At 35.2% G+C, this 11512-nt stretch carries 12 protein-coding genes; 9 read left to right on the forward strand and 3 right to left on the reverse strand.

Features of this window, described 5'->3' with window-relative positions; all coding sequences use genetic code 11:
- The first annotated feature begins 241 nt into the window (after window positions 1–241).
- The 5 genes from AWH02_RS04845 to AWH02_RS04865 all read left to right on the forward strand — a co-directional run bounded on the left by AWH02_RS04845 (window position 242) and on the right by AWH02_RS04865 (window position 5560).
- Entirely contained in the window at window positions 242–691 is a 450-nt protein-coding gene (locus AWH02_RS04845; protein WP_045505575.1) for a CopY/TcrY family copper transport repressor, read from the forward strand.
- 19 nt (window positions 692–710) lie between these two features.
- Window positions 711–2909 (forward strand): heavy metal translocating P-type ATPase, encoded by a 2199-nt coding sequence (locus AWH02_RS04850; RefSeq protein ID WP_060553072.1) that lies wholly within the window; start codon window positions 711–713, stop codon window positions 2907–2909.
- A gap of 706 nt (window positions 2910–3615) precedes the next feature.
- Window positions 3616–4230, forward strand: a complete 615-nt coding sequence (locus AWH02_RS04855) for a CadD family cadmium resistance transporter (protein ID WP_045634330.1) — start codon at window positions 3616–3618, stop codon at window positions 4228–4230.
- 11 nt (window positions 4231–4241) lie between these two features.
- Window positions 4242–4580 (forward strand): Cd(II)/Zn(II)-sensing metalloregulatory transcriptional regulator CadX, encoded by a 339-nt coding sequence (gene cadX, locus AWH02_RS04860; RefSeq protein WP_060553071.1) that lies wholly within the window; start codon window positions 4242–4244, stop codon window positions 4578–4580.
- 398 nt (window positions 4581–4978) lie between these two features.
- Window positions 4979–5560, forward strand: coding sequence for a TMEM175 family protein (locus tag AWH02_RS04865; protein ID WP_045634328.1), 582 nt, complete (start codon window positions 4979–4981; stop codon window positions 5558–5560).
- A 523-nt stretch (window positions 5561–6083) separates the two neighbouring features.
- Here the strand turns inward: AWH02_RS04865 and AWH02_RS04870 are convergent.
- The 3 genes from AWH02_RS04870 to AWH02_RS04880 all read right to left on the reverse strand — a co-directional run bounded on the left by AWH02_RS04870 (window position 6084) and on the right by AWH02_RS04880 (window position 7550).
- Window positions 6084–6287: a CsbD family protein gene (locus tag AWH02_RS04870; RefSeq protein WP_008808393.1), complete on the reverse strand. Its 204-nt coding sequence runs from the start codon at window positions 6285–6287 to the stop codon at window positions 6084–6086.
- A gap of 181 nt (window positions 6288–6468) precedes the next feature.
- Complete coding sequence (locus AWH02_RS04875) at window positions 6469–7098, reverse strand: DUF421 domain-containing protein (protein WP_053794149.1); 630 nt, start codon at window positions 7096–7098, stop codon at window positions 6469–6471.
- Window positions 7098–7550: a DUF3290 family protein gene (locus tag AWH02_RS04880; protein ID WP_060553070.1), complete on the reverse strand. Its 453-nt coding sequence runs from the start codon at window positions 7548–7550 to the stop codon at window positions 7098–7100. The genes AWH02_RS04875 and AWH02_RS04880 overlap by 1 nt, the downstream gene beginning before the upstream one ends.
- A 283-nt stretch (window positions 7551–7833) precedes the next feature.
- Here AWH02_RS04880 and AWH02_RS04885 point away from each other — a divergent pair, with 283 nt between their 5' ends.
- From AWH02_RS04885 to AWH02_RS04900, 4 genes are all read left to right on the forward strand, one after another.
- A complete protein-coding gene (locus tag AWH02_RS04885; RefSeq protein ID WP_011999894.1) occupies window positions 7834–8382 on the forward strand; it encodes a DUF6609 family protein in 549 nt (182 codons plus the stop codon).
- 127 nt (window positions 8383–8509) lie between these two features.
- Complete coding sequence (locus tag AWH02_RS04890; RefSeq protein WP_060553311.1) at window positions 8510–9022, forward strand: GNAT family N-acetyltransferase; 513 nt, start codon at window positions 8510–8512, stop codon at window positions 9020–9022.
- A gap of 201 nt (window positions 9023–9223) precedes the next feature.
- On the forward strand, window positions 9224–10474 hold the full coding sequence (locus tag AWH02_RS04895) for a dicarboxylate/amino acid:cation symporter (RefSeq protein ID WP_060553069.1): 1251 nt from the start codon (window positions 9224–9226) through the stop codon (window positions 10472–10474).
- Between the two features lie 14 nt (window positions 10475–10488).
- Window positions 10489–11427 (forward strand): ATP-grasp domain-containing protein, encoded by a 939-nt coding sequence (locus AWH02_RS04900; protein ID WP_060553068.1) that lies wholly within the window; start codon window positions 10489–10491, stop codon window positions 11425–11427.
- Window positions 11428–11512: the final 85 nt, after the last annotated feature.

Genomic DNA, 11512 nt, shown 5'->3' on the forward strand with positions numbered 1-11512 from the left:
GTATTTTTTGTATGAGAACTGGCGGTACACAATTAGGCTAGCTCTAACGACTTTAGTCGCAAAATACTTATTTTTCGGAAAGTTAGCTATTAATATTTATCAATGATAAAAATAGCATGTTTTAAGGGACTGACCCCAAAAAGTGAGAATTTAATAAAAAGACTTGACATAATTCGTTTACAACGGTAAACTTATTTTAAACATATTTGTTTACATCTGTAAACGACTAGGGGGAAGGAGAATGAGCACAATAGAATTTAATACTTATATCACAGATGCAGAATGGGAAGTCATGCGTGTAGTTTGGGCAAATAATCGAGTAACTAGTAAAAAAGTCATTTCCGTATTGCAAGAAAAAATGGACTGGACACAATCCACTATCAAAACGATCTTAGGTCGATTAGTTGGAAAAGGCGTACTAAATACAGAGCATGAAGGTAGAAAGTTTATTTACACTGCCAATATTGAAGAGACAGAAGCCGTAAGGGATTATGCAGAAGATATTTTTAACCGTATTTGCAATAAGAAAGTCGGAAATGTAATAGGAAGCATCATTGAAGATCATGTTTTAAGCTTCGATGATATAGATCGACTAGAAAAAATATTAGAGATGAAAAAATCTTTCGCAGTAGAAGAAGTGGATTGCAATTGTCCAGAAGGACAATGCGAATGTCATTTACATCATCATTAAGCATAAGGAGGAATTTAAAATGAATAATGACAACAAATATTCGTCCCATAATCACCATGATTATGACGACATGGATAAGTTAAAACACGAGCATGGAATCACAGATGAACATGGATACCATAAGGATCAACATCAAGTACATCATGCTGGGCATGACCACAGCGGGCACAGTGGGCATGATCACAGCGGGCACAGTGGACATGATCACAGCGGGCACAGTGGACATGATCACGGCGGGCACAGTGGACATGATCACAGCGGACACAGTGGGCATGCCCACCATCATCACGGAAGCTTTAAGGAACTTTTCTTAAAGTCATTGCCACTAGGAATCATTATTATGCTCTTAGTCCCTTTGCATGGATTTGAACTACCATTCCAGTTTACTTTTCCATATTCTGATATTGTAGTAGCTATTTTATCTACTATATTAATTATTTATGGTGGACGTCCATTCTATCAAGGTGCAGTTGACGAATTTAAACAAAAAGAACCTGGAATGATGGCACTCGTTTCTTTAGGTTTAAGTGTTTCATATTTATACAGTATTTATGCTGTGATCATTACCTACGTAACGGGTGAACACGTGATGGACTTTTTCTTTGAATTTGCTTCATTACTATTAATCATGCTATTAGGTCACTGGATTGAGATGAAAGCTATTGGAGAAGCAGGAGACGCACAAGCAGAATTGGCTAAGTTAGTGCCGAAAGATGCTCACGTTGTATTAGAAGACGATTCAATTGAAACACGACCAGTTGCTGACTTACAGGTAGGTGATTTAATTCGTGTTCAAGCCGGAGAAAATGTGCCAGCAGACGGGATTATTGAGCGTGGCGAATCACGTTTAAATGAAGCTCTTTTGACTGGAGAATCAAAAGCAGTTAAAAAAGGCCCTGGCGATGAAGTAATCGGGGGCTCAACAAATGGAGAAGGGGTTCTTTATATTAAAGTGAATGAGACAGGTGATCAATCCTTCATCTCTCAAGTTCAGAATTTAATCAGCCAAGCTCAAAGTCAGCCTTCCAGAGCAGAAAATATTGCTCAAAAGGTTGCAGGGTGGCTCTTCTATATTGCTGTTATTGTCGCGCTAATTGCTTTTGTAGTGTGGATGATTATTGGAGATATCCCAACGGCAGTTATATTTACTATTACTACATTAGTTATTGCTTGTCCGCACGCATTGGGTCTGGCTATTCCATTGGTAACCGCCCGTAGCACAAGCTTAGGAGCTAGCCGTGGCTTACTAGTAAAAGACCGCCAAGCCTTAGAAATAGCTCAAGATGCAGATGTGATGATTTTAGATAAAACGGGTACTTTAACAACTGGTGAATTTAAAGTATTAGATGTAAAACTTCTTAATGACAAATATACAAAAGAGGAAATCATTGCCTTATTGGCAGGTATTGAAGGAGGATCTAGCCACCCAATTGCTCAATCAATTATAAGTTTCGCCGAGCAGCAAAATATTCGTCCAGCATCTTTTGATTCGATTGATGTGATTTCCGGTGCTGGAGTAGAGGGTAAAGCAGGTTGGCACCGTTACCAATTAATCAGTCAAAAAGCCTATGGACGTAATCTTGATATGGATATTCCAAAAGGAGCAACTCTTAGTGTCTTAGTAGAAAACGATGATGCCATTGGTGCTGTAGCTTTAGGGGACGAATTAAAACCAACGAGTAAAGAGTTAATTAAAGCTCTTAAAAAGAACAATATTCAACCAATTATGGCAACAGGTGATAATGAAAAAGCGGCTCAAGGCGCGGCAGTAGATTTAGGGATTGAATATAGATCAAATCAATCTCCACAAGACAAATATGAGTTAGTTAAAACACTTAAAGATGAAGGAAAGAAAGTTATCATGGTAGGTGATGGTGTAAATGATGCTCCTTCTCTTGCCTTAGCAGATGTTGGTATAGCTATAGGTGCTGGAACTCAAGTTGCATTGGATTCAGCTGATGTCATATTGACTCAATCAGATCCAGGAGATATTGAATCATTCATTGAATTAGCACACAAAACAACTCGTAAAATGAAACAAAACCTATTTTGGGGAGCTGGTTATAACTTTATAGCTATCCCTCTAGCTGCAGGAATTTTGGCTCCTATTGGTATCACATTAAGCCCTGCATTAGGAGCAATCCTAATGTCTGTGTCAACAGTCATCGTCGCCATTAATGCTATGTTATTAAGTTTAGATCCAAAAAATAACGGTTAACAGATCGAATGATTGAAACTCCTTAAAGTATCAAGATACAATAGTTTTACAGGAGAAAAAGAGATGTAAGTAATGGCTCTTTGTAAAATCGTGTTGGTAGAAGTAGACGATTTTTCTACCAACACGATTTTTAATTTATTATAGAACTGATTTCTGTTAAAATCCTAAAAGCCACCTATTTCGACAGTTTTATAGCATGTTATTCTATTTTCTTGACAATAATACCACCGTCTCCACACGTTTTTTAACCATAAAAAGCCACCTCCATGAGCATTTGATTATATTGTACCGAATCCAACTTGGAGGTGTTTTTATTTAATTCTCATTTACGGGGGTCAGTGCCAATTAAAATTGCGTATTTTTTATTTAAAATGTATTAGAATTAAATTCATATAAAATATGCACGAAAAATAAATCAAAATTAAAAAGTACAAATTAATGAAGTGATTATTGATAAAAATAGTTAATAATTGGTTAAACAAAATATATAACTCGTTTATAAATTTATAGAAATGAACCATTATAAATCTCCTCTTAAATATTGAAAAAACCATTGGCAGTGGACATACTTTAAGACTATATATTTCTGAAACTAGTTTCACAATACAAATATTGACATGCAATTATTAATTGGTGGATTTTAAGTTGACATCTACAAAGTTTAATGTTAGAATACATTCAAAAATATATTTGAATGAGGTGTTTTATGATTCAAAATATTGTTACTTCAATAATCCTGTATTCTGGGACAGCTGTAGACTTACTTATTATCCTAATGTTATTTTTTGCCAAAAGAAAAAGCAGAAAGGACATCATTAACATCTATTTAGGACAATTTCTAGGCTCTGTTAGTCTAATATTCCTAAGTTTGCTTTTTGCATTTGTCTTAAATTATATTCCTAGTAAAGAGATTTTAGGTTTGCTCGGTTTGATTCCAATTTTCCTAGGACTCAAAGTTTTGCTTTTAGGAGATTCTGATGGAGAAGCTATTGCAAAAGATGGTTTGCGCAAAGATAATAAAAACCTGATTTTTCTAGTCGCTATGATTACTTTTGCAAGTTGTGGTGCTGACAATATTGGTGTTTTTGTCCCATATTTTATTACCTTAAATTTAGCGAATTTGATTGTGGCTTTACTTACCTTTCTAGTCATGATTTATCTCTTGGTTTTTTCTGCCCAAAAATTGGCACAAGTCCCTTCTGTTGGAGAAACTTTGGAAAAATATAGCAGATGGTTTATTGCCGTTGTCTATTTAGGATTGGGGATGTATATCCTGATTGAAAACAACAGCTTTGACATGCTAAGGGCTGTGTTAGGCTAGGAGAAAAAATTATGAAAAAAGATAGTATCTGTCAAGTGGATGTTATTAATCAACAAAATGTTAAAACCGCAACGAACTACCTTAAAAAGGAAAAAGTCCAAAAATCACTTCGCATTTTATCAAAATTTACCGATAATAAACAGATAAATATCATCTTTTATCTCCTTGCTGTTGAAGAACTCTGTGTCTGTGATATAGCCTGTTTACTAAATCTCAGTATGGCATCTGCCTCCCACCATCTTCGTAAACTAGCCAATCAAAACATCTTGGATACTAGAAGAGAGGGGAAAATTATATATTATTTTATAAAAGATGAGGAAATCAAAGACTTTTTTAATCAACTAGGATAACAACTATTTTTACTACTTTATCATGATTATATATAGGACTTATCTATGAAATTTTTTGATGAAAATTACTCACAAGAAAGACTACTCATAGCAAATGTTTAAGAAAAAAGTATAATTTAAAGCAAAGCGACCTAGGTAATGCAGGTCAAGTTAGCCAAGTTGAAAAGGAAGAAATCTGAAAGAAAATGTATCTTTGATAGTAGTCATTTATTGTGAAATATGATATATTTATTGATTAGATGGATGAATATTTCTAAAGTTAAATAAAATATGACAGATACATGCTTTTTAGTGTATCCTGTTTGTACTCAAAATATGAAGTGACTATCCAATATTTAAGATTAATAAATATTATACGATGAGATAGAATGCTACAAAATGAAAGGCGATGTAATCTGATGAAGAAAGATAGATTAATTGCATTGACAGATGCGGTTCTAGCAATTATAATGACTATCCTAATCTTAGAATTAGAAAAACCAACGACACCAAGTCTTCAAGCTTTTTGGGATTTACGGCAAAATTTCTTTGCTTATTTTCTTTCTTTTTTCTGGTTGGGATCGTTATGGATGGCACTAAATACATTGTGGGAAAAGGTTGAGAAAATTTCTCAACAAATTGTTTGGTGGAATTTGTTTCTTTTATTTTTTGTTTCATTTATGCCCTATGCTACTGGAATAGTTAGTAGTCATTTCATGAATCATACGGCACAGCTCTTTTATGGACTGATCGTTATTGTTTCAACGGTAGCAAACTGGTTTTTACATAAAGTAATTGATAAACCCAATATAGATCAGAAAGAATTACTTGAAGCTACCGCACAATATAGAAAGTTATTGATACCTGACCTAATAATTAAAGGAGTGGGATTGATTCTATCCTTAATTTTCTATCCTCCGATTATGATGTATAGTGTTTTAATTGCGGCATTTTACATCATAACTTTAAAAACACTATCTGAAAAAAGAGTGAATAACTAGAAAACGGTGCCCAAAGTTAGGTGTATTATTTTAATGCTTACAGACCTAAACTATTCCCCTATTTATAATTTATTGATTCAAATTTTATGAAATGAATGAGTAGATAACGTTCTGAAAAGCCTTGATATTACGCTATTTTTAATCCAACTGAAACTCGTACTTTCCAAACTAGGTCTTAAGAAAGCTCGTAAAGCATCACAATTTAGTAAACGTTAATTCGAAAGAATTACAATATTTAAAAAGAGCACCTTTCGAGGTGTTCTTTTTGTGCTTTCATCCTAAATTGTGGCAGTCGACGTAGTTGTTGTGGCTTTAGCCACTTAGAAATACAGCTGCAATTCGACGAAGTCGTTTGCCTCAATACGTTAAAATTTATTTAGGTCTATTCCAAGCATCTCCTTATTGGGATGCTTTTCTTATATTCTAAAATCAAATGCCTTAGCAATATTTAAAAACACCCTCATCCATAGTTCTACTAAAACCGTAGGATAAGAGTGTTTTTTATAAGAACGACAGACGATGATTATTTATCGTCTTTTTTGATAATGTTTTTAACGCCTTCGATAGCTCCTTCAACTGCACCTTTAGCATCTTCTGCAACTTCTTTTGCTTTTGAAGCAACTTTTTCAGCAACGCCTTCAGCTTGTGTTTTTGTATCGCCAGTTAATTTACCGACTCCTTCTTTAACAGAACCTTTGGCTTGGTTAAATTTTTCTTCTAATGACATAGTGTCACCTCCATTAAGTGAATGATTTGTTTCTCTGAATTCAATACAGTTGATTTTAAAAATTAAATATATTCATCTCAGATTATTACGAGTATATTCTTTTTAAAATGATAAGTCAAATTATTGCTACGGTATTCTGAAAGCAGGAACGAGTCATTATTAGACAGCAAATAATGATGGGTTAATAGGTCACCACATTGATTTCGCCTTTGTCATATTCTGCAATGAAGATATCTGATACATCGTCAAATCCTTCTTTTTTGAGTTCATCCATTAACCATTCTTCAGTTTTACCAATAGTCTCTAAAATTTCAATCTGAACAACACCATCGGTAACGATAGGGTACTTAGGATTTTCATCACCCATTCTCACAATGATTAATTGGCCATTTTGCTCAATTACGGCTCTTTTGACTTCTTTCAATTGAAAGACTCCTTGAGAACGTAATTTAAGAGCGACATCTGATGCTGAAAGTCCTTTTGAGCGACAAGCTTCTGGATCTAATTGTCCATTTTTGATGATGATGGTTGGCTTTCCATCAATCAAGTGCTTGATGTAGGAAACATTGGTGTTAAGCCATTTTAATAGCAGGATAAGAATCGTCCAAATAATTAGAATAACAGCATATTGAAGGATTGTTATCGAACTATTGTAGATGACCCCGCCAATAATTCCACCAAGAATGAAGTTTTGTACCTGGTCTGTTGCCGAATTTGGCGCAAGATTTCCTTTTCCTGTTACATTAATAACAAAAACTAAGGAAACAAGTCCCAAAGCTAACTTAATAGCAATTGTGATAAAAAAGCTCATTATTTTTCAACCTCCACAAGTTCAACGTCTGACTTATATAATTCAATTTTTTCTAACAGATAGTTATCTTGTTCTGTTCCGCCAATGGCGCGGTAGAATTGTTTCCCAACCTTAATAATTGCCCCGTCAGTCATAGCCGAAGTATTGACATAAACTTCTTCTTTTTCAACTCCTAGTTCTTTTGAGACAATTTCAATAAAGTGCAAGGAACTACGAAATTGATTATCATTTGATTGATTGTTTTGGAAATTACTAATGGCAATCAGAACAAAGGCAACTAAAGTTAAAATAGAAATAATGGATAATTCACGAAACTTGCTTCCTTGTTTATTTTTATAAGCTTTGAAGGCGAAAAATCCAGTCACAAAAACCAACAAGGTTGATATAAGAATCATGATCCAATTCTGTTGGCTTATCTGACTCAGTACATAGTCGTATGAATAGAATTTCATAAACATTTCTCCTAATTTTGAATTCAAGCTATTATAAAACAATTTGTTACTTCTATCAATGTATTTATTTGAAAAAGTAATTTGCTTCATCAAGGGATTGTATTACTTTTCGAAATTCATCTTCTGTCCAAAAATCAACATGATTTTTATGATTGAAATATTGGTGTTTTGAATTGTTAATTGTGACGATGTCATAATATCCTCACTCTATCACAAAATTTTTAAATAAATAATAATCTAGTGGTATAATAAGAGAAATTATTTGAGGTTGCTGGAGGTATTTATGGCTTTTTTAAATTACAATAAAGATGAAAAGTTAGAATTTAATTATAAGAGAGCATGTGGACTATGGTTAATTGTAGTAGCGGTGATTATTTCAGTAGCTACCTTAACAGGAGGGAAACAAATAATAAATATGCCAGTGTTTAGTATTGGGTATGTTATTAGTTTTTTCTCAATCAATATGAATAAAAAAGTATTGAATAGATTATCCAACGGTTCTTCAAATACATTTCAAAATAAAGTATCGTTATATGCTATTTTTTTACTATTTATTTTAATGTTTTTACTAGGTGGTCCTTTTTTTGCGACTGAAAATTGGAGATTAATTTGGTTGGGGGCATTAATGGCAACTGCACTACATTTTTTTCCGTATTATTTTGTACATGGAAAATCAATGATATCTTTAGGTCTTATTTGTGTCATTAATATTTCTGTAGGATATATTTTTACGGATATTCCATTAGAGGTGATCGCATATATTGACTCAGCAATTAAGTTTGTATTTGGAATATATTTACTAATTTTTTCAAAGCCATCAAAACAGAGGTAAGGCATAGTTCATAGTGTACTGTTGCAAAATTATTTGAGATATATGAAGAATTAGCAAAATATAGGGGTACTATTTTGGGTAAACATCAGAAAATATGGATGTAGATGATGATGGGAGGTGCTTTACATTGATAAGTTTAGAGCTACTTTCTGAAGAAAATAGTATAGATGTCTATTCTTTTGAAAAAGAAAATCGGGAGTATTTTGAGCAGAGTTTGCCTCCTAGACCAACTAACTATTTTGATTTAGAAGGTTTTAAAGAAATTACAAGGGAATTGTTAACGGAACAAACGAGTCGGGATGTCTACATGCATCTTATTAGAGATTCGCAAGGTGCTTTGGTCGGAAGGATCAATTTAAGTGTCTTAGAGAATGATCAAAAAACAGCGGAACTTGGATATAGGATTGGAGAAAATTACACTAATTTAGGCTATGCAAGCGAAGCGGTTAAACTTGTTTTAGACAAGGCATTTCATACTTATGGTTTAAATAAGATCATTGCGGGAACTGCAAGGGATAATCTGGCTTCTCAGAGAGTGCTTTTAAAAAATGGTTTTACATTTAGTAAGATTATAGAAAATGACTTACAAATTCATAATGAGTGGGTGCATACAGCAGTATTTGAGATAACGAGACCATAATATCATCATTTCTAGTTTACTGGCAGAACCAATGGAGTTATCGATCTGTACAGACATTCAAGAATTTTCTCCTGGGTGTCTTTTTTTTACCTATTTGGCTCTCCCATAAAATTCTTCTATTACTTTCATAGAAAATATATATTAGCCAGGTTGGGAGAATCATAGTAGAATAGCTATCAAAATAGAAAAAGGAGTTTGGGGATGAAAATTTTTTCTTTATGGTCAAAGGTTTCTTTGGGGTTGCAACTCTTGATTGCCTTGATTCTGGGTGTGCTAACGGCATTGATTTGGCCGCAGTTTTCGGCTTTCTATCAATTCTTGGGACAAGCTTTTATCAGTCTGATTAATATGGTGATTATTCCGTTGGTATTTCCTGTGGTTGTTGTAGCGGTGGCTGGTGTGATTGGTAAGAAATCTTTTGGGAAGCTTTTGACAAAGAGTTTGCTCTATTTCTTTGGTGTCACGACGGTGATTACTTTGATCTTTGTCTTTGCTGCTTATTATCTAGGTTTTGGTCAAGGTGTCAATATCGGTCAGACTGGAGGAAATATTGATGGGATTGCTAAGAGTATCCAGTTAAATGAGTTCTTTCTCAGTTTCATTCCGGCTAATATTGTTAAGTCGCTTTCTGAAGGGGCTTTGCTTCCTATCATCGTCTTTGCGATATTCTTGGCTTATGGTCTTGGAAGTCTTAAGGAAGACAAGTCACAGAAGTTTATTGATTTATTGCAAATTTGGATTGAGGCGATATACAAAATTGTCGGTGTGATTATCAAGCTATCACCAATTGGGATCTTTGGTTTTATTGCCAAAGATGTAGCCACAACAGGAGTTGATAAGTTGATTGGTTTGGGTCAATTTGTAGCAGGAACTTATCTGGCCTATGTGGTTCTAGCTTTAGTGATTTTTCCTTTGATTGCATTGGTTTTCGGAGTTCCTTATCTGACAAGCATTCGTCAGAACTGGAGCCTCTTGACTTTGGCTTTTGTTTCTGGTAGCTCCAGTGTTGTTCTGCCACCCCTGTTAAAAGATTTAAAGAAGCAGGGTCACGACGAACATGTCATCGACCTGGTTGTGCCTTTGGGGTATACTTTTAATCTTGAGGGAGCTGCTGTTTATTTCTCGGTAGCTACTATCTTTATCGCTCATGCTTATGGAATTGCATTTTCTATTTCTGGTCTCTTATTTACCATCTTACTTTTAACCTTGGTTGGAAAGACTGCTGCAACAGTGCCTTCTGGAGCGATTGTTGTCTTGCTGGCTGCAGCGCCTCAATTGGGATTGCCAGTGGAAGGAGTTGCCTTGATTTTTGCGGTTGATTTCTTTGTTAATGCCGGTCGTACTGCCCTCAATGTTCTAGGACAGGCTTTGGCTGTGAGTGTGATTGAAAAAACAGAAGGTCACGTAGTGGAAGAATCAAAAAGCAGCGAACTGGCTGTTCGGTATTCTTAAAGGAGAGAAGACTTATGAGTCAAGCAAAAGTATACGTTATTCATGAAAATTTGGAGTGGACGCAGCACTTGGTCAAGTGGCTAGAGGAGAAAAATGTCCCTTATGAGCTGTGGGATTTGTCAAGTGGGATCTTAGATCTGCAGAGTCCGCCTCCAGCAGGAATTTTCTATAATCGGATGTCAGCCTCTTCTCATACTCGAGGTCATCGCTACGCACCAGAATTTACAGAGCAGGTTCTGGCTTGGCTGGAAGCTCATGGCCGTAAGGTCGTCAATGGTACTGGAGCTATCAATCTAGAAATTAGCAAAATTAAGCAATATTTGAAGCTTTCTGAAGCTGGGATTGCTTCTCCAGAGACTGTAGCTGTTTTGGGGCAGGACAATATTCTGGAAGCAGCTAGAAAACTCAATATTTATCCTCTGATTACCAAGCATAATCGCGCTGGGAAAGGTTTGGGAGTGCAACTCTTTAATAGTGAGGCAGAATTAAAAGCTTATGTAGACAGTCCTGCTTTTGAGCCTTCTGTGGATGGGATTACTCTGCTTCAGGCTTATATCAAGCCGGTGGATGGTCGTATTCGTCGTTCGGAATTCATCAATCAGAAGTTTCTTTATACAGTGTCGATTGATTCATCAGATGGTTTTCAGCTTTGTCCGGCAGATGGGTGTCAGATTGGACAAAGACCTGCTCAGTTGGAAACATCGGATAAGTTTCAAATCACAGATCCGCTACCTGCTAGTCAAAGACAGGCTTATGAAACCTTCTTAGCTCAGGCTGGTATTGATGTGGCTGCTATTGAGTGGGTAGAGTCAGAGGCGGGTCAGTTCTATGTCTATGATGTGAACACCAATACCAACTATAATCCTACAGCTGAAGAAAAAGCAGGGATTTTTGCTCATCAGCATTTGGCAGAATATCTAAAGAACGAGCTGGTAGCATCCTATTCAGAATAAATTTAAAACAAACAAAAGCTTTCCGTTTTGGAGGCTTTTTGTTTTTTCTTCATTTCTAAAATATGACATCTGTCATTTTGTTTTT

Source organism: Streptococcus gordonii, assembly GCF_001553855.1.
GTDB classification, from domain to species: domain Bacteria; phylum Bacillota; class Bacilli; order Lactobacillales; family Streptococcaceae; genus Streptococcus; species Streptococcus gordonii.

Excerpts from the sequence above, each read along its gene's own strand:
- AWH02_RS04870 (WP_008808393.1), bottom strand. The coding sequence starts at position 6,287 with ATGTCATTAGAAGAAAAATTTAACCAAGCCAAAGGTTCTGTTAAAGAA.
- AWH02_RS04850 (WP_060553072.1), top strand. The coding sequence starts at position 711 with ATGAATAATGACAACAAATATTCGTCCCATAATCACCATGATTATGAC.
- AWH02_RS04845 (WP_045505575.1), top strand. The coding sequence starts at position 242 with ATGAGCACAATAGAATTTAATACTTATATCACAGATGCAGAATGGGAA.
- AWH02_RS04875 (WP_053794149.1), bottom strand. The coding sequence starts at position 7,098 with ATGAGCTTTTTTATCACAATTGCTATTAAGTTAGCTTTGGGACTTGTT.
- AWH02_RS04865 (WP_045634328.1), top strand. The coding sequence starts at position 4,979 with ATGAAGAAAGATAGATTAATTGCATTGACAGATGCGGTTCTAGCAATT.
- AWH02_RS04895 (WP_060553069.1), top strand. The coding sequence starts at position 9,224 with ATGAAAATTTTTTCTTTATGGTCAAAGGTTTCTTTGGGGTTGCAACTC.
- AWH02_RS04885 (WP_011999894.1), top strand. The coding sequence starts at position 7,834 with ATGGCTTTTTTAAATTACAATAAAGATGAAAAGTTAGAATTTAATTAT.
- AWH02_RS04855 (WP_045634330.1), top strand. The coding sequence starts at position 3,616 with ATGATTCAAAATATTGTTACTTCAATAATCCTGTATTCTGGGACAGCT.
- AWH02_RS04900 (WP_060553068.1), top strand. The coding sequence starts at position 10,489 with ATGAGTCAAGCAAAAGTATACGTTATTCATGAAAATTTGGAGTGGACG.
- AWH02_RS04880 (WP_060553070.1), bottom strand. The coding sequence starts at position 7,550 with ATGAAATTCTATTCATACGACTATGTACTGAGTCAGATAAGCCAACAG.
- cadX (WP_060553071.1), top strand. The coding sequence starts at position 4,242 with ATGAAAAAAGATAGTATCTGTCAAGTGGATGTTATTAATCAACAAAAT.